This is a genomic window from Martelella mediterranea, assembly GCF_004342225.1.
Lineage (GTDB): Bacteria > Pseudomonadota > Alphaproteobacteria > Rhizobiales > Rhizobiaceae > Martelella > Martelella mediterranea_B.
In genome coordinates, this window is record NZ_SMAR01000006.1 from 114,414 (window position 1) to 130,608 (window position 16,195).

The following is a 16,195-nucleotide window of genomic DNA, read 5'->3' on the forward strand; positions in this document are numbered from 1 at the left end:
GGAAAGCGCTATGACATTGAAATACTGCAAACCAATGCTGAAACACTTGATTGCGCTTGCCGGGACCACTCTGGTTGGCGCGCTCCTTGTGTCCTCCATGCCCGCTTTCGCGCAGGCGCAAGATGACGACGAACCGGGGATCAACGCGGCGACAGCCCAGGACGCCGTCATGGACCTTCTGCCTGAAATCCCCGCGGAGGTGGACCGGTCGCTGGACGACTACATTTCCGGGAATGGCCACAGTGCGGACACGCGCCGCGTCACGCTACAGAGAGGATCGGTTTAAATGGTCTGGTTGCGTAACAAGACTGAGAAAACGAGCGGACGTTCCAGCATTGCACGCGGGTTTGTCGCGGCGCTCGCCGTTTACGCATGCCTGGGCTTCGGCATCACGGCCTCTGCGCAGGACATCGGTACATACGCGTTTGTTGACGCTCGGGCGCTGAATCTGCGCGCGTCTCCGAATACCGAGGCATCTGTTATTCGTACCCTTCCCCGCAGAACGGTTGTCAGTATTCTTGAGCGCAAGGGGGATTGGGCGCGGGTCTTTGTTCAGGACAGCAATGGAGGCGCCGCCGAAGGGTGGCTGTCGACACAGTTCTTGGGCAGACCTGCGGATACAAGCGCCGGGCTCCGGTCGCGGCTGGATGAAAGATCAGCGGCAGGTCACTATCCATCCTATAACCGGGCCGGGCCGCTCAGAATCAGCAAGCTCGACTTCGACTGCCGTCGACCCCTCTTTGGCAACAGCGGCATAAGAAAATGTGGCGTAAGCGTCCGTGTCCAGCTGTCCCCCGAAGAATATGATCCCAACCGCAGTGACAGCGTGTTGATCGCATGTCGAGGCGCGATATCCTATCGGACCGAGAATGATCGTCACGCGCAGCGTATCGTTGCTGTTGAACGGCAAAGCATTGCGCGCAACGACCGATTGGGGCGCACGGTGAGGGTTAATTTCGATGTCCACTCCAACAGGAACAAGATCGTCTCGGCCCAGCTCCGGGCCTTTTCCTGTGCGCGGGATTAGGTGCCGCGCCTGCCTTGCCTTCCTCCGGTGAGCAACCCGGACACGATGATCTTTTCCATCCTGCGCTGGCGAATGTTGCGAACCCCAAATGGTTGACGCTTGAACATATAGTGGACGTCCGGCACTCGATTGGTGCCGCCTGTCGGCGCCGCAAGCTAGAGCGTCGGGCGAACAAGTGGAATCCGGTGCATAACGACGTCTTTACTGACGTGTCTTATGGGGAGAAGCGATGCAGTGCGAGGTGCTGGACGTTGAGCGACGTTGAAGCTGGATATCCTTTCGGAGGTGGGCGTGTTTGGAGCCTCGGTGACACAGGTCACGCAGCGCCAAGAGATCACGCTCTCCCAGATCTACGGCTGGCGGCGCGACTTAAAGAAGAAAGCTCTATGGTCGCCGGATCGCGGCACGGTCTTCTTGCCGGTTGATTTTGGCACACTCTCGGAGCCGGTGAGCTCGGCTGCATCGCCGCGATCGCCCACCGGTTGAGCTCCGCCTGAGCAATGGCCGCTGTCTAAGGTTTGATAGCAGCATGGACGGAGATGCGCTGACACGGCTGAACCTTATTCCGCTCTTGGCGGGAATTTTCCGACTGTTCGCTCTGCTACACATTGGACCTACGGATTGGTAAATCTTAGAAGATTCAAAAAATTGCTTCAATCCCCTACAAACGGACGGGGCATCTCCGCGGCGAATCTGACATTTTCGCCGGAAATACGGTGCAGCGGTTCGCACGAATGGCACCGACCACGAAAACAGGAGCTTTTTCCGGGATGACCTACACCAGAACGGCGATGCAGAGTCTTGTGGCGCTCGCCCTGAGCGTTTCGACTGCAGCCTCGGAGCCGCTGCCCTGCCAGGGCCGGTATCAGGCGATATCGGGCGATGTGATCATGTCATCGGCCGGCATGGTCCAGATCGATCCACGCAAACGCAACGAAGGCACCGTCGATCTGATCTATGACGGCTGCAACCGGATCGTCGTGGAAGGTCAGGGGCAGCGCATGCCCATCGTCCGGTCGGCCACCTCCGGTTGGAGCGGCACGCTGACGGGTGGCGGGGCCAAGCGCATCTACAGGTTCAACGCCCTGACGCCGCGCCATATTGACAGCTGGATGGATGCTTTCGGCGGCGGCATGATGGTGCAGCGCGGCATGAAGCTGACGCTCGTGAAAGCGACCGAACATCAGCCCGTGGATTGCATATTCGACGGCGACCGCCATGATTTCTCGCGCGAGAATTCGGCTGCGCGTTCGTTTCTGGCAGCGCGTGGGCTGACCCCGCCATCGACCGATTTCACACTGAGCGATTATTTTCGGGCCAGCCAGTTAGAAACCGACTTCATCGAAGAGACCCGAAACACCAGCTCCCTGCATCTGCGCTTTCTTCTCGGGAGTGGCAACGTGATCCTGCCCGCCACGCGCGCCGCCACGCGGTTTCGCGAAATCTGCGGCGCCGAGGAGGGTACGCTCGATCCGCCGCGCCGGATGCTTGACTTCACGATCATCGAGTTGAAGAATCCGGCGGGCGTCGAGGTGTTCGCACAGATCGTCGATATCGAGACCGGAAAAATCCTCGCCAAGCGCCGGGCTGAGGTCCCGGGGTCCGGCGATGCCGCCCTCGCGGCTGCCCTTCAGGACGGCGCGGCGCAACTGGCCGAAGACGGCTTCACGGTCGGTCCGCTGAGCGACGGGAAACTGCGCTGATCCGGTAAGGCAACAAGGCCGCACAACATTCGAGAGCAGGAGACATAAGGCGGCATCGTCAACTTAACGGAATGTGGAAGTTGATGTGTGAATAACGGGCCATGACAGGCCGTGATCCCCTTTATCGCCGCCACCGGTTTCCAGCCGAGGTGATTGCTCATGCCGTCTGGCTCTATCTTCGTTTTCCACTCAGTCTGCGCATGGTCGAAGACCTGCTGGCGGCGCGTGGGGTCATCGTTTCGCACCAGACCGTACGCCTCTGGGTGGAGAAATTCGGCAGGCATTTCGCCAATGATATCCGGAGGCGATCCGCCGGCAGGCTCGGCGACAAATGGTACCTCGATGAGGTCGTCATCTCCATTGGCGGCAAGAAACACTGGCTGTGGCGGGCTGTCGATCAGGATGGCTTCGTTCTCGACGTTCTGGTGCAAAGCCGCCGCAATGCCAAGGCCGCCAAACGCCTGATGGCCCCTGTGCATTATTGGGACATAGATTCACGGTAGGAACCTGCTGGACGGTACCAACGCGGTCGGGCAACAAGCGACGCCATCCGGGACGTCCCTGAGGCAGGTCATTGCTTCTGAAACCAGACGCTGCAGGTGGCCGACGTCACCGCGACCTATCATACCGGCACGTCGCGACCGGAGCAGAATTTCGCGCATGCGGCGACAACTGCGGAAGCATCTTCACCAGCGCCCATCACGAAGGCTGAAGCACGATTTCGCTGCCACGGACGTCCTAGATGAAAAAGGCCCGGTACGGGAGAAAGGCTGCCTTCTTGCAGAATGCTTCCGTTGGAACGGGTACTGCCTGGAATCTGGAGCCATGCGCTATCGTCTCGATATCCGATGCACCAGATGACGGAATCGATCACCCGTTTCGATCCATCGGCAAAGAATGCGAGGCGGTCTTGTGAAGAGACTAAGCGTTTCGCGACGGCTACGCCCCTTCGTTCCAAGTCGTCAAGGCTCCGATCCCTGTCAGGAAAGGGGTCCGCGCGCCGCATCACGCGTCCTATCGTCGATTCGGGCCTTGCTCTCATCAAGCCCAATGTGTGCAGCCACCACCATGTACTCTGGCCCAGAATGCGCTCGGGAAACAGACGGCGGCTGCGTCCAGCCGCAAGCACCACTTCATGGGTCAAAGCCAGCTCGGCTGCGATGTCGCGTCCGCTTGCTCCATCTCCGACAATAAGGACCATGCCAAGCGGGAGATCACTGGGATTGTGATAACTTTCCGGTGTTAGTTGCTTGACTGCGCTGTCGAAGCCGGCAGCAATCGTTGGGATTATCGGTTTCTGAAACGCACCCGTCGCGACGATCACTGCCTTCGCTACTATGTACCTGCCATCGTCGAGTTGCGCGGCGAACCGCTCATCGGCCCGGCGTTCGAGCCGAGCCACACCATTTCCGGAATGCACCGGTAGGTCGAAATGGCTGGCGTAGGTTTCGAGATAATTCGCAAACTCGTCTCGCGTTGGATAGCCTTCTGGGTCCCCATCGAGCGCAAGACCAGGCAGCGAACTAAATGCGCGCGGAGTGAACAGGGTCAGGGAATCGTAGCGATGGCGCCAACTGTCGCCGACGCGGGCATGGCGATCGACGATTTGGAATGAAAGCTCTGGTCGGGCAAGATAATAGCCGGCTGCGAGTCCCGCTTGACCCGCGCCGATCACTAGAACGTCTATTTCCTCCGAACCATGGCTCACGGATAGCTGGCGAGGGCTTCTGTTCATGCAGCCTTTGCTTTGCCTTTTACCAGAATGCTCTCCATCAGCAAAAGCCCTACCCCACAGACAATCGCCACGTCGGCAAGATTGAAGGCGGGCCAATGATAGCTGCCGATGTAAAAATCCAGGAAATCCGTCACGGCACCCTGCCGGAGCCGGTCGAGCAGATTGCCGAGCGCCCCCCCAACCACGAGCCCGAGGGCGGATGCCGTCAGGCGGCTGTCGCTTCGATGGATCCAGATAAGGAGGCCGGCGACTATAGCGAGCGGGAACGCCATCAGGAGCCAAACCGGCGCCTGGCCGAACAATCCGAAGCTCACGCCGGTGTTAAAGCCGAGCACGAGATTAAAGAAGCCGGTGACGGGAATGACCTGAGGTGGATTCATAACATGGTCCATGACCCACCACTTCGTCGCCTGATCAATGAAAAACCCGCCAAGGGCGAGTGGAAGGCCGAGCCTGAGCATGTCCGAATGTCCTTTAAACTCCGGCTTAGCCGATCCGACCGAGGGCCGGGAACGTCTGGAGCAGCCATATTGCAAAGCTAGAGAGATGGCCGGTGATCATGGCGATGCCCATCACCACCATCACCCCACCAGCGACGATTTTGAGCACCCGGCCGGTGCGGCGCATCGACATCATCCGCGCCATGAACCCGCGCATGAATAAAGCCGCCAAGATGAAAGGGAGGCCAAGGCCCAGGGAATAGACGGCGAGCAGCGTCGTTCCGCTTGCAACCGTGGCGTTGGCAGCGGAGAGGGTCAGAATCGCACCTAGCACTGGTCCGATGCAGGGAGCCCAGCCGAACGCAAAAGCGAGACCCAGGAGATAAGCGGCCCCAGCGCTTCCGCTGCCCGGATTGGCATGGAACCGGGCTTCACGATTGAGCCAGGGCATTGGTACGAGGCCGGTCGTGAATAGGCCGAAGACGATAACGATCCCTCCGCCAATCAGGTTCGCTTCGAAAAGATACATGCGCAAGAGCCGGCTCAACACGGTGGCGCTGGCCCCAAGGATGACAAACACGGTCGTGAAGCCGAGCACGAAGCAGAGGCTGAGGCCGAGAGTTCGGCCCGCTGCCCTGAATTCTGTATCGGCCGCAATTCCGTCCGGGCTAATCGTGCGGCCTGCAACGTAGGAAATATAGCCCGGCACCAGCGGCAGAACGCAGGGCGACAGGAAGGATATAACGCCAGCGGCGAAAGCCGTCGCCATTCCGATACTGGAGAACTCCATCAGCCAATCTCGCCCACTAGACGGCGGAGCTTCTGCAAGCGAATCTCACGCGGCTCGTGCATGTCGAGCGTGCCGACGAATTGGCTCTCGGCATCCATCATGTAGACGCCTGCGGTGTGATCCATCGTGTATTCGCCCCCCTCCAGAGGCACTTTTCGCGCGTAGGCCGCAAAGGCCTTCACCACGGCGTCCGTTTCCTGTCGATTTCCCCGCAATGCGAGGATGCGATCATCAAAGGCTGTCATGTATTGAGCCAGCAGCTCTTGGCTGTCTCGTTCGGGATCGACGGTGAAGAACAGTACGTTGAACTGGTCGGCCACCGGCCCGAGCTCGTTCATGAGATCGCTGAGTTCGTAGAGCGTCGTCGGACACACATCGGGACAATGGGTGAAGCCGAAGAAGGCGAGATAAGGCTTTCCAGCAAGCGCGGCATTGTCGATCGTCCCGCCTTGATGCGATGTGAGCTGGAACGGGCCGCCGATAGCTGCGATGCCTGTCGAAGACGCGACCGCCGCATTTTGCTGCTGCCAAGGCTTGGACACTGACAAGCCGATGAAAAGCCCACCGACAGCGGCGACGGCAACCCATGCAACAAGACGGAAAAGTTTGACGCCGCTCATTGGACAGCCTCTCCGTGCCCGTCATGTTCGTTCGCAAATTCCGGACGAGCACCCATGTTCTGCACAGCGAACTCAACGTCGATGGTACCGGCCTGCTCGAACACCAGTGTTGCGGCAAACCGCTCCCCTTCCTTCAAAGGACGCGATGGCTTCAAAAACATGATGTGTATACCGCCAGGTTGAAGTTCGACCGTCTTGCCAGCCCCAATTTCGATGCCATTTTGCACCGGCCTCATGCTGGCAACCCCGTCGATCACGGTCGACTCGTGGATTTCCGCCCGTTCTGACAGAGGTGATGAGATCGAAACCAGACGGTCGGCCATACCGCCATCGTTCGTTAGCGTCAGATAGCCGCCGGCTACCGGCGCGACCGGCGGAGTCGCGCGCGACCACGGATGATTGATGGTGATCGAACCGGCTTGGAAGTCGTGACCAACGGCAGGAGAGATCAATACCGCAAGGGTAAGGAAGGCGGCGGATAGGGCTCGTGAACTAATCATGTTGATTAACTTTCTCTCCAGCTTCCCCGGCCTTTTCAAGAATTTCCAAGCCGCTTCTGACAACGACAACAACCACGCCCAGGCCGATGATCAGATCCGGGTAGGGCGAATTGAAAAGGATTACGGCCAGACCCGAAAGCGCGATGGCTGAGTTCACGAGCATGTCGTTTGTCGTGAAAATCCATGAGGCTTGCAGATGCACGCCGCCTTCCCGATGAGAATTCAGGAACCACATGCAGATCATATTCGTAAGCGCGCTCGCGATTGCCACGGCAATCATGACCGGCCCTATCGGATCGGAGCCAGTGAAGAAGCGACGACCGACTTCAAATAGAAGAAGACCAGCGAAAACCATCAGAAGGATACCCGACAGCCGGGCAACTCGAACCTTCGCCGCCAAACCGCGACCTACGACGAAAAGGCTAATAGCGTAGACACCGGCATCGCCAAGATTATCGAGTGCAGAGCCCATCAATCCTGTTGACTGAGCCCACCACCCTAATCCCCCCACAATGGCTGCCTGGGCCGTATTGATCGCAAGCACCCATGCGAGCGCCCATTGTTCGCTCTTCTCGGATGAAGTGGCACTGCCCTTGGACTGATTACTCATAAATTACACCTCGGCTTTCTTGGCGAGAAGTGGAAGCCGCGACCTGCCTTCGCGCACTGCTTGGGCTCATTTGTCGCGGGTGCCGCGCCAGGTCAGCAGGCGCAGCGCATTGGCTGTAACGAGGACCGTAGCGCCCGTATCGGCGAGAATCGCCATCCAGAGCGTGGTAATGCCGAATAGAGTCGTCACGAGGAAGACGGCCTTCAGACCAAGCGCTATGGCGATATTTTGCCAAATATTGCCGAGTGTCGCCTGTGACAACCCGATGAGATCGGCAACACCCGTCACCCGGTTTCTGAGCAGCGCGGCATCTGCGGTCTCCAGAGCAACGTCGGTGCCTGCACCCATGGCAACGCCAACGGAAGCGGCTGCGAGCGCCGGCGCGTCATTGATACCGTCTCCCACCATGGCGATCGGGCCATTAGCTTTGAGGCGACCGATCTCGGCGAGCTTGGCGTCGGGCAACAATTCGGCGCTTGCCTCAAGGCCAAGATGGGCCGCAATGGCGTCGGCCGTGCGCTTGTTGTCGCCGGTCAGCATCAGTGGCCGCACACCTCGATCTGTCAGCCGCTTCACACCTTCGATAGCGTCGTCGCGCGGTTCGTCGCGCAACGCGATCAATCCCTCGATGGTCTTGCCCTTTATAAGCACGACGACCGTCTTGCCCTGGCTCTCCAGTATGGTGATCGTCTCGGCAATGTTCTCTTCGAGGGCAGCCTGTTCGGCGGCATGACGGGGAGACCCGACCGAAGCGAAGCCGTCCTTCAACCGCGCTGTGACCGCTTTGCCGGGTGTGGCAACGCCGCCCCCGAAGGTGACGGGCAGTTCGAGCCCCCGCACTATTGCCGCCTCCACGATTGCAACCCCGAGAGGATGGCTGGTGCTGCGCTCGACGGCCGCTGCAATGGCAAGGACGGCGTTCTCGTCCCCATTGATCGGCACAATGTCCGTCACCTGGGGATGGCCACGCGTCAGCGTTCCTGTCTTGTCGAAGGCAACAGTTACGACCTTACCGAGTATTTCCAGTGCCGCGCCCCCCTTAATCAGCAATCCCTGACGCGCGCCGGCGGCAAGACCCGAGGCAATAGCCGCCGGCGTGGAAATCACGAGCGCGCAGGGGCAAGCAATCAGCAACGTCGCAAGACCCCGATATACCCATGTCATCCAGTCACCGCCGAAGGCGAGCGGCGGCACCACGACGATCAGAGCCGCGACGACCATAGCGCCAGGCGTATACCAGCGGCTGAAACGGTCGATCATACGCGCCGTCGGGGCCTTTGATTCCTGAGCTTCCTCGACCATGTGGATGATGCGGGCAATGGTATTGTCGGCCGCGACATGACTGATCGACACTCGCAACTCGCCATTTGCATTGATGCTGCCGGCATAGACGTTTGCGCCGGCTTCTTTAAGCACGGGCATGGATTCGCCTGTCACGGGCGCCTCATCGACCTCAGATGCACCATCAATCACCGTGCCGTCAGACGGCACACGGTCCCCAGGCCGAACAACGACGACATCACCAATAGCCAACTCTTCGGCAGCGACCTGCTCAATGACACCATCACGCTCGCGGAACGCGACCCGGGGCACGAGATCGATCAGCGCTTCAATGCCTGCCCGCGCACGGCCTGCCGCCACGGTTTCAAGCAGCTCGCCCACTGCGAACAGGAAGATCACGACAGCAGCTTCTTCGGCCTCGCCGATGGCGACCGCGCCGAGTGCCGCGACCGTCATCAACGTCTCGATGGTGAAGGGTGAGCCGGACATCGCACCGGCGACCGCCCGCCGCGCGAACGGGATAACGCTGATCAGGGCCGCACCTGAATAGAGCCATTGCTCCCAATCCGGCAGGATACGCGCAATGGCGAAGGCAAGCATGAACAGTGCGCCGGTCAGCAGTACAAGCCGACCCTTGCTGCCTTTCCACCACGCCTCTGTGATGCGCTTCCGAGGCGGCCCCCCCTTCGTCTCAGCCTGCTCGATCACTGGCGTGTACCCGAGCGCTCGGATCTTTTGCTCAATAGTGCCGAGGGCCGTCCGGTCTTCATCGAGTTGCAATGCTAGCGTCTCGTTGGCGTAGCTGACATTGATGTCGCTAACGCCCGGCAGGCGTTGCATCGCCGTCTCGATTTTCAATGCGCACGAGGCGCAGTCCATGCCTTCTATACGCAGTCTGTAAGGGCTCGCTGCCGCCATGGTGTCACCTCGATGGTTTAATGTGACACCGCAGATAGACCCTGTAGCAACTATAGGGTCAAGAGTGGACTTCGTTTATTTGATTTCGCGCTGCGATCCACGTGCAAATTCGCGGTACAACTTCATTAAGGAGCCTTGACCCTGTAGTGGGTACAGGGTGCAGAAATAGTTGAATGCAAAGGTAAATGGAGCGAAGCGAAACGATGGCGAAAGGGAGTGCTATGACCACCGGGGCGGGCACGACTGCAAATACCTGGGCGTTCGTCTTCTCGGCATGGCTCATTGCGCTTGCCGCCTCGCTCAGCGCTCTCTTCATTGGTGAGGTCATGGGACAGACGCCGTGCAATCTGTGCTGGCATCAGCGCGCTTTCATGTTTCCGCTGGCGGTCATTCTGGCTGTCGCTAGCTTTCGAGGTGATGCCAGCGTTTCCCGGTACGGACTTCCACTGGCTGCCCTAGGTGCCGCCATCGCTGCATTCCACTCCCTCCTTTATGCGAGGATCCTTCCAGCAGCCATCGAGCCTTGTACACAAGACGGCCCGTCATGTTCTGGCGTCGAGATGACGGTCCTTGGCATTTTGCCGCTCCCTTACCTATCGCTCGCCGCCTTTGGGAGCATCGCTCTTCTTCTCGTTCTCGCGCACCGGAGACGTTCAACATGACCAGACGGTCCATCGTACTTCTCACTGGCCTTGTCGCACTGATTGTCTTTGCAGGCGGTGCCTTTATCTACGACCGGTACGGCGGCCTCTCGGCACAGCCCGTTGCACCGGCGCAAGGTGATGCGTTGGTCAGGGCGCATTCACCCGTAATCGGCCCAGCGGATGCGCCGGTGACGATCGTGGAATTCTTTGATCCGTCCTGCGAGGCGTGCCGAGCTTTCTATCCAGCCGTTAAGCAGATCATGGCGAATTTCCCTGCCGAGACGCGCCTGGTCATCCGATACGCGCCCTTCCATGACGGATCTGACGAAGCCGTCAGGATTCTGGAAACAGCCCGTCTTCAGGACAGATACGAACCGATACTGGAAGCCCTGCTGGCGCGACAGCCGGAATGGGCCGTGCATGGTGCACCCGATCTCGAGAAAGCCTGGGAAATCGTGGCGGCGGCTGGGTTGGATGTTGAGCAGGCACGGCGTGAGATGTCCTCGGCCGAGATTGACGCCGTTCTTGAGCAGGATATGGCCGATGTTCAGAGCAATAATGTGCGCCAGACACCGACCTTTTTCGTGAATGGCAGGCCGCTGGAATCCTTCGGACCGCAGCAACTCCACGACCTGGTGCGTGAAGAGGTGGAGAGCGCCAGAGCGGCGCACTAGGCGAGCCATCGAGATCGACAAACGTCCAAATAGAACCTACATGACCCTGTATACGCTATAGGGTCATAAAATGAACTCTTCAATTCTGACGATCGGTCATCTTGCAAGGCAAACCGGTACCAAGGTCGAAACGATCCGCTTTTACGAGAAGAACGGTCTACTGCCCGAGCCCTCGCGTACCGAAGGCAATTATCGGGCGTACGAGCCAGACCATCTGAACCGGCTGAGCTTTATCCGCCGGGCACGTGACCTGGGCTTCTCGCTCGACCAGATCAGAGCGCTTCTCACGCTATCCGACAATCGCGGACAATCCTGCGCAGCAGTTGATGCCATCGCTAGCGAACATCGTGCAGAGGTCGAAAAGAAGATCACTGATCTCATGGCGCTCAAGGCCGAACTCGACAGAATGATCGACCAGTGCGAGTGCGGCATCGTCGACGATTGCCGGATCATTGAAACCCTGTCGCCGAAATGATCGGAGGTCCATGCAGCTTTGCCGACGATCCATGTCTTGATCGACTGCAATTGGTAGGTCGTTCGACATCTTCCGCTTGGAAGGGTTGGCTGCTGAAAGCGGCCTTTCCGCTTTCCACCCCATGGAGGTCATCGGATCCAAGTCATGCCAAGGCCTCATGGGCTTCCCGCTGACGATATTCGGCAACGATTCTTGAGACGGTTGGCTCGCTCACGTCATAGAGCCGCGCCATCTCGGCGCCGGACTTGCGCCCCGCAACAACGGATTCGGCGATCTCACGCCGTTTCTTATCGTCAAGTTTGCGCCGCCGACCACCGAGCCGCCCTTCCAACCGCGCCTGCGCTAGCCCTGCGCTAGTCCGCTCGCGGATCATGGCGCGCTCGAACTCGGCGAATGAGCCGACCATCTGCATCATCATGCGGCCTGCCGGTGTCGTCGTGTCGATCGCTTCGGTCAGCGACCGGAAGCCGGCCCCCGCCGCTTCGATCTTTTCCATCAAGTGCAGCAGGTCTTTCAGGCTTCGCGAAAGCCGGTCGAGCTTCCAGACAACAACGACATCGCCATCCCGTAGCTGGCCGATCATCTCCTGGAGCCTCGGCCGGTCCCATCGCCCGCCGCTGGCGGATTCTTCGAAGACGCGTTTACAACCCGCTGCCGTCAGCGCGCGCAACTGTGCTGCGTTCGACTGGTCGTCCCCCTTCGACACGCGAGCATAGCCGATCAAATAAGGTGCGGTGCTCAATTCGATCCTTTCACAAACGGCCGTCTACGGAAGCAGGATGACCATGACCGCAAATCAAGGCTCAATGCCTTTCACAATCCTCTTGCAAAACTGTATCAAAAGGCAAGTGATTTTTGAAAGGGATAACCGATGCCAGCACGCATTTACATGACCGGCCCTCAGCGCGACGCTTTGTTGGCGCTGCCCGAAGACGAGACGACGGTCGTCCGCCATCACAGTCTGGACGTAAACGACCTAGCTGCCATCAACAGCGCCCGCACGCCTGAGACCCGGCTTGGCTATGCTTTGCAGCTTTGCTGTCTGCGTTATCCGGGGAGGCATCTCCGACGCGGCGAATTGCTGCCCGCTGTCATGCTCGACCATATCGCTGAGCAGATCGGGATCGATGCAGAAGTGATCGGCGGTTTCGCACGACGGACGCCCACACGCTACGATCAGCTTCTCGCGATCAAGGCGCGTTTCGGGTTCACCGACCTCACCAAGCCGATGCGCGCAACGCTTCGAGCGTGGCTGGAAGCCGAAGCTGTCGGCCTGACCAACGGACGCGTCTTGTTGGGCAACTTCCTCGACGAACTGCGCTTCCGTAAGATAGTCATTTCCGGAATCACCGTGGTCGAGCGCATGGCCGCCGAAGCGATGCACGCGGCCGAAAACCGGATCATCGCCGACATCGACAATCGTCTCGATCCGGCCACCCATAGCCGACTTGACGCGCTTATCGCCGAGAAAACGCACGATAGGCAAAGCCGATTTTCCTGGCTACGGGAACCCACCCCGCGCGTCGCCTCTGCCTCGCTCGTCGGTATTCTTGACAAGATCGCACTGGTTCGCGGCATCAGGACGCCCGCCATCGATAGACGATACGAACCCCGAATGGAGCAATTTGCGCGCGAAGGGGTCCGCTACACCGCGCAGGCATTCCAGCAGATGGGGTCGGCGCGGCGGCATGTTATTCTTGTGGCGACGCTGCGCGAGTTTGAGGCCACGCTGACTGACACAGCTATCGGTATGTTCGACTCGCTCATCGGGCGAGCGCATCTGCGTGCCCGCAAACGCCTTGAACAGACGGTTGCCGCTTCTGCCGACCAGGGCCGCGACCGATTAATCCGTGTCGCCGACGTGCTTGAGGCGGTCAGCAAAGCCGCACGCGCCGGCGGCGATATTGCAGCAGCGGTCGCAGCGGTCGCCTCGCTCGATACGATCGATGCCGACGCTGCTCTTCTCCGGCGAACCACGAGGCCGGGACGAGATAATGCCATCAGTGAAATCGGGCCAGAATATCGGACGTTCAAGCGGGCGGGGCCGCGCTTCCTGAAAGCGTTCACGTTCGAGGGTCGCAAGGGTACCGCGCCGCTCCGTGCAGCGATGGCGATCCTGGCCGAACTCGATGGCGACTGGCGCACGGCGCTCCCTGATGGCTTGCCGCTCGGGCATATCGAGCGGCGATGGCAGCGCTATGTCGTCACGGACGACAAGATCGACCGAACCCATTGGGAGCTGGCGACCTATTCCGCGTTGGCTGGAGCACTGGCGGCGGGCGACATCTGGGTGCCAACCTCCCGACTGCACCGCTCTCTGGAAACGCTGCTTTCACCGAGTACGGATCCGGTCCCGGCACAGGTCTCCGATATTCCTGATCCTCATGTGTGGCTCGATGCCCGCGCGGCCGAACTGGATACTGCGCTGCTCAAGGTATCAGGGGGGCTGACCAGCGGCGATCCCGCGCTGTTTTCCGGTGACCGACTGCGGTTTCCGAAAGAGCCGAAAACCGATCTTGCCGAACGCGACGATGGCAGACAGTTCGTCCGGACCTGCTACAATCTCGTGCCGACGACGCGCATCACCGATGTTTTGTCTCAGGTCGAACGTTGGACCGGTTTCACCAGCCATTTCGGTCATGTCTCGACCGGGTTGCCGCCCAGCGATGAACGATCCTTTCTCGCAGCTATGATTGCGGAAGCGACGAACCTCGGCCTGTCACGGATGGCTGAGGTCTGCGGCGTGGCATCGCGGCGCACGCTCCTGCGCATGCAGACGTGGCACATGCGTGAAGAGACGTTTCGCGCCGCGCTCGGCTGTCTGACCGACGCCATACAGGCCGAACCAATGGCGGCCTGGTTCGGTGAGGGCTGGCGCGCCTCTGCCGATGGGCAGGCTTATTATCTTGGTGGCGCCGGGGAGGCTGGCGGTCAGGTCAACGCGCATTACGGCCGCGACCCGATCGTCAAAATCTACACCACCATCACCGACCGCTACGCACCGCTCCATCAAACCGTGATCCGCGGGCACTGCCGGCGAAGCGATCCATGCCCTCGACGGCATTCTCGGCCACGAAAGCAACGCCAACCTTTCCGCGCTGCACGTCGATGGCGGCGGCGTCTCCGATATCGTGTTTGCGGTCATGGACCTGCTCGGGCTTGATTTTGAGCCACGTATTCCGCGCCTCTCCGATCGCCGCCTCTATTCCTTCGAGCCGCCCAAGCGTTACGGACGCCTCGCGCCGCTGTTCGGGAACAGGCTCAACCGCGATCTGATCGTCAATCACTGGCCCGACATTCATCGCGTCATTAGGGCGATGCGCGACCGAACCATCACCCCATCGCTGATCCTGAAAAAGCTCTCAGCCTACCGGCAACAAAACAGCCTTGCCGCTGCCCTTCGCGAGGTCGGCCGTATCGAGCGCACACTCTTCACATTGCGATGGTTCAAGGATCCGGCGCTTCGCCAGCTTGTCACGGGTGAACTCAATAAGGGCGAAGCGCGAAACAGTCTGGCGCGCGCGGTTGCGTTCCACCGGCTCGGCCGCTTCCGGGATCGCGGTATCGAAAATCAGCAAATGCGAGCGGCAGCACTCAATCTCGTCACCGCCGCAATCATCCTGTTCAACTGCCGCTATCTCGACCGCGCCGTGAGTGAACTTGGAAGTCGCGGAGTGAAAATTGATCCCGCTCTACTCTCGCAGCTTTCACCTTTGGGCTGGGACCGGATCAACCTCACCGGCGATTATGTCTGGTCAGACGGCATTGAACTCGATGCCGACGGACTCATGCCCCTTCGAATCCCCGATAGCTACCGTGAATCTATGTCCCGATAATGCACAGAGGCCCGATGGCGCCGAACCCGTCGCCTTCGTTCTGGAACACGTCCGGCGTGGCCGTGGGAAGGACTTCCTCTTCCTCGGGTTGGGACATGAGATAGAGCAACGCACCGCCCGCGCCGATCACGAGGACGACGACCAAAGCGAGCAGCGGTGAGCGCCGTGGGGCAGGGGGCGAACCAGCGCCCTTGCCTTGTTCTAGAGCAGCGAGGCGTTTGTCGAGGTCTGCGTTTCCAGTATCGCTCATGAGCCTACCCCCGCAGGTGGGGTGGCCTCGATGCAGACCACCTCCTCCCCGATCCGCAGCACCCATTGTCGGTTCACGCCTGAAACCCGGATCACGCTGTCCTCGGTGGCTTGCGTGTTGACCGTGCGCTCACGGCCATTGGCGTAGCGGAAGATCGCAGGCACCGGCGCGTTCCGCGGAAATTCGAAATACGTAAACGTCCCGTCATCCCAGACACGGGTGGGGGTGAACTCGGTCCGCGCGCTGGCACCGTAATTATAGTTCGGCGCTTGGGCCGCGATGGCACGTGTGGGCCGCGTATTGTCTTCGGGGTAGCGGAACTGGACCACGTAAAAGGTCGGACTGCGGGTCTCCTCGACGTTGAAGTAATAACTGCGCCTGTTCGTGTAGACGGTCACATTGGTATGCACCCCGCGCGCCACCGGCTTGATCGCGAAGGCCTGACCCCCGGGTACGCCGTCGATCTCGAAGCCTTCCGTGTCGCCCGCAATGATCGAGCGGATGCTCTCGCCTTCCCCGAACTCGACCGTGGTCACATGGGTGAGCGACACGCTGAGCCGGTAGACCTGACCTTCTTGATATGTTGCCAGCCGCACCCGATTGTCATTGGGCCCGCCACGCGGGATGGCTTCGGCGAAAGCAAGGCCGGGCAACAGGGCAATCAGCAATATCAAAAGTCGAGCAGGGAACAA

General features: G+C 59.9%; 19 protein-coding genes and 1 pseudogene. 10 read left to right on the top strand and 10 right to left on the bottom strand.

The genetic code is table 11. The features are described 5' to 3' along the window. Positions 1–10 precede the first annotated feature (10 nt). From EDC90_RS06135 to EDC90_RS06155, 5 genes and pseudogenes are all read left to right on the top strand, one after another. Positions 11–286, top strand: coding sequence for a hypothetical protein (locus tag EDC90_RS06135; RefSeq protein WP_132309631.1), 276 nt, complete (start codon positions 11–13; stop codon positions 284–286). After that, complete coding sequence (locus tag EDC90_RS06140) at positions 287–1,027, top strand: SH3 domain-containing protein (RefSeq protein WP_132309633.1); 741 nt, start codon at positions 287–289, stop codon at positions 1,025–1,027. It abuts the gene before it with no gap. 261 nt (positions 1,028–1,288) lie between these two features. Further along, positions 1,289–1,513, top strand: a complete 225-nt coding sequence (locus EDC90_RS06145; RefSeq protein ID WP_132309635.1) for a hypothetical protein — start codon at positions 1,289–1,291, stop codon at positions 1,511–1,513. Positions 1,514–1,797: 284 nt separating this feature from the next. Then, positions 1,798–2,730, top strand: coding sequence for a hypothetical protein (locus tag EDC90_RS06150; protein ID WP_132309637.1), 933 nt, complete (start codon positions 1,798–1,800; stop codon positions 2,728–2,730). 101 nt (positions 2,731–2,831) lie between these two features. Next, positions 2,832–3,197: pseudogene (locus EDC90_RS06155) on the top strand (IS6 family transposase); the annotation flags it as partial. A gap of 155 nt (positions 3,198–3,352) precedes the next feature. Here the strand turns inward: EDC90_RS06155 and EDC90_RS06160 are convergent. The 7 genes from EDC90_RS06160 to EDC90_RS06190 all read right to left on the bottom strand — a co-directional run bounded on the left by EDC90_RS06160 (position 3,353) and on the right by EDC90_RS06190 (position 9,624). Beyond that, a complete protein-coding gene (locus EDC90_RS06160; protein ID WP_024706425.1) occupies positions 3,353–4,465 on the bottom strand; it encodes a flavin-containing monooxygenase in 1,113 nt (370 codons plus the stop codon). Beyond that, positions 4,462–4,926 carry a signal peptidase II gene (lspA, locus tag EDC90_RS06165; protein ID WP_009452631.1) on the bottom strand — a complete coding sequence of 155 codons (465 nt, stop codon included), beginning with the start codon at positions 4,924–4,926 and terminating at the stop codon, positions 4,462–4,464. Before lspA ends, EDC90_RS06160 begins: the two co-directional genes overlap by 4 nt. A 25-nt stretch (positions 4,927–4,951) precedes the next feature. Then, on the bottom strand, positions 4,952–5,695 hold the full coding sequence (locus tag EDC90_RS06170; protein WP_018065777.1) for a cytochrome c biogenesis CcdA family protein: 744 nt from the start codon (positions 5,693–5,695) through the stop codon (positions 4,952–4,954). Then, positions 5,695–6,315 carry an SCO family protein gene (locus EDC90_RS06175; protein ID WP_009452629.1) on the bottom strand — a complete coding sequence of 207 codons (621 nt, stop codon included), beginning with the start codon at positions 6,313–6,315 and terminating at the stop codon, positions 5,695–5,697. The genes EDC90_RS06170 and EDC90_RS06175 overlap by 1 nt, the downstream gene beginning before the upstream one ends. Continuing rightward, positions 6,312–6,815, bottom strand: a complete 504-nt coding sequence (locus tag EDC90_RS06180) for a copper chaperone PCu(A)C (protein WP_009452628.1) — start codon at positions 6,813–6,815, stop codon at positions 6,312–6,314. Before EDC90_RS06180 ends, EDC90_RS06175 begins: the two co-directional genes overlap by 4 nt. Next, positions 6,808–7,425 carry a cation transporter gene (locus EDC90_RS06185; RefSeq protein ID WP_018065776.1) on the bottom strand — a complete coding sequence of 206 codons (618 nt, stop codon included), beginning with the start codon at positions 7,423–7,425 and terminating at the stop codon, positions 6,808–6,810. The genes EDC90_RS06180 and EDC90_RS06185 overlap by 8 nt, the downstream gene beginning before the upstream one ends. A gap of 66 nt (positions 7,426–7,491) precedes the next feature. Next, the gene (locus EDC90_RS06190) at positions 7,492–9,624 is read right to left on the bottom strand and encodes a heavy metal translocating P-type ATPase (protein WP_132309639.1); all 2,133 of its coding nucleotides are present in this window, start codon (positions 9,622–9,624) and stop codon (positions 7,492–7,494) included. A 203-nt stretch (positions 9,625–9,827) separates the two neighbouring features. Between EDC90_RS06190 and EDC90_RS06195 the strand changes: the two genes are divergently transcribed. The 3 genes from EDC90_RS06195 to EDC90_RS06205 all read left to right on the top strand — a co-directional run bounded on the left by EDC90_RS06195 (position 9,828) and on the right by EDC90_RS06205 (position 11,417). Further along, positions 9,828–10,286, top strand: coding sequence for a disulfide bond formation protein B (locus EDC90_RS06195; protein ID WP_245510959.1), 459 nt, complete (start codon positions 9,828–9,830; stop codon positions 10,284–10,286). Beyond that, on the top strand, positions 10,283–10,942 hold the full coding sequence (locus EDC90_RS06200) for a DsbA family protein (RefSeq protein WP_028793180.1): 660 nt from the start codon (positions 10,283–10,285) through the stop codon (positions 10,940–10,942). The genes EDC90_RS06195 and EDC90_RS06200 overlap by 4 nt, the downstream gene beginning before the upstream one ends. A gap of 70 nt (positions 10,943–11,012) precedes the next feature. Beyond that, on the top strand, positions 11,013–11,417 hold the full coding sequence (locus EDC90_RS06205) for a MerR family transcriptional regulator (RefSeq protein ID WP_009452623.1): 405 nt from the start codon (positions 11,013–11,015) through the stop codon (positions 11,415–11,417). 142 nt (positions 11,418–11,559) lie between these two features. Here EDC90_RS06205 and EDC90_RS06210 read toward each other — a convergent pair whose 3' ends face one another. Beyond that, positions 11,560–12,159, bottom strand: coding sequence for a recombinase family protein (locus EDC90_RS06210; RefSeq protein WP_009452622.1), 600 nt, complete (start codon positions 12,157–12,159; stop codon positions 11,560–11,562). Positions 12,160–12,288: 129 nt separating this feature from the next. Here EDC90_RS06210 and EDC90_RS06215 point away from each other — a divergent pair, with 129 nt between their 5' ends. Next, on the top strand, positions 12,289–14,580 hold the full coding sequence (locus tag EDC90_RS06215) for a Tn3 family transposase (RefSeq protein ID WP_281015394.1): 2,292 nt from the start codon (positions 12,289–12,291) through the stop codon (positions 14,578–14,580). After that, complete coding sequence (locus tag EDC90_RS21420) at positions 14,480–15,253, top strand: Tn3 family transposase (RefSeq protein WP_281015395.1); 774 nt, start codon at positions 14,480–14,482, stop codon at positions 15,251–15,253. Before EDC90_RS06215 ends, EDC90_RS21420 begins: the two co-directional genes overlap by 101 nt. Here EDC90_RS21420 and EDC90_RS06220 read toward each other — a convergent pair. Both EDC90_RS06220 and EDC90_RS06225 read right to left on the bottom strand, forming a co-directional pair. Continuing rightward, the gene (locus tag EDC90_RS06220; RefSeq protein ID WP_207903857.1) at positions 15,240–15,503 is read right to left on the bottom strand and encodes a hypothetical protein; all 264 of its coding nucleotides are present in this window, start codon (positions 15,501–15,503) and stop codon (positions 15,240–15,242) included. The two genes, EDC90_RS21420 and EDC90_RS06220, sit on opposite strands and share 14 nt — an antisense overlap. Next, on the bottom strand, positions 15,500–16,195 hold the full coding sequence (locus EDC90_RS06225) for a TrbG/VirB9 family P-type conjugative transfer protein (RefSeq protein ID WP_132309641.1): 696 nt from the start codon (positions 16,193–16,195) through the stop codon (positions 15,500–15,502). Before EDC90_RS06225 ends, EDC90_RS06220 begins: the two co-directional genes overlap by 4 nt.

What these genes read in the sequence shown, in the direction of transcription:
- EDC90_RS06135 (WP_132309631.1), top strand. Translation starts at nt 11, where the DNA reads ATGACATTGAAATACTGCAAACCAATGCTGAAACACTTGATTGCGCTT.
- EDC90_RS06140 (WP_132309633.1), top strand. Translation starts at nt 287, where the DNA reads ATGGTCTGGTTGCGTAACAAGACTGAGAAAACGAGCGGACGTTCCAGC.
- EDC90_RS06150 (WP_132309637.1), top strand. Translation starts at nt 1,798, where the DNA reads ATGACCTACACCAGAACGGCGATGCAGAGTCTTGTGGCGCTCGCCCTG.
- EDC90_RS06160 (WP_024706425.1), bottom strand. Translation starts at nt 4,465, where the DNA reads ATGAACAGAAGCCCTCGCCAGCTATCCGTGAGCCATGGTTCGGAGGAA.
- lspA (WP_009452631.1), bottom strand. Translation starts at nt 4,926, where the DNA reads ATGCTCAGGCTCGGCCTTCCACTCGCCCTTGGCGGGTTTTTCATTGAT.
- EDC90_RS06170 (WP_018065777.1), bottom strand. Translation starts at nt 5,695, where the DNA reads ATGGAGTTCTCCAGTATCGGAATGGCGACGGCTTTCGCCGCTGGCGTT.
- EDC90_RS06175 (WP_009452629.1), bottom strand. Translation starts at nt 6,315, where the DNA reads ATGAGCGGCGTCAAACTTTTCCGTCTTGTTGCATGGGTTGCCGTCGCC.
- EDC90_RS06180 (WP_009452628.1), bottom strand. Translation starts at nt 6,815, where the DNA reads ATGATTAGTTCACGAGCCCTATCCGCCGCCTTCCTTACCCTTGCGGTA.
- EDC90_RS06185 (WP_018065776.1), bottom strand. Translation starts at nt 7,425, where the DNA reads ATGAGTAATCAGTCCAAGGGCAGTGCCACTTCATCCGAGAAGAGCGAA.
- EDC90_RS06190 (WP_132309639.1), bottom strand. Translation starts at nt 9,624, where the DNA reads ATGGCGGCAGCGAGCCCTTACAGACTGCGTATAGAAGGCATGGACTGC.
- EDC90_RS06195 (WP_245510959.1), top strand. Translation starts at nt 9,828, where the DNA reads ATGGCGAAAGGGAGTGCTATGACCACCGGGGCGGGCACGACTGCAAAT.
- EDC90_RS06200 (WP_028793180.1), top strand. Translation starts at nt 10,283, where the DNA reads ATGACCAGACGGTCCATCGTACTTCTCACTGGCCTTGTCGCACTGATT.
- EDC90_RS06205 (WP_009452623.1), top strand. Translation starts at nt 11,013, where the DNA reads ATGAACTCTTCAATTCTGACGATCGGTCATCTTGCAAGGCAAACCGGT.
- EDC90_RS06215 (WP_281015394.1), top strand. Translation starts at nt 12,289, where the DNA reads ATGCCAGCACGCATTTACATGACCGGCCCTCAGCGCGACGCTTTGTTG.
- EDC90_RS06220 (WP_207903857.1), bottom strand. Translation starts at nt 15,503, where the DNA reads ATGAGCGATACTGGAAACGCAGACCTCGACAAACGCCTCGCTGCTCTA.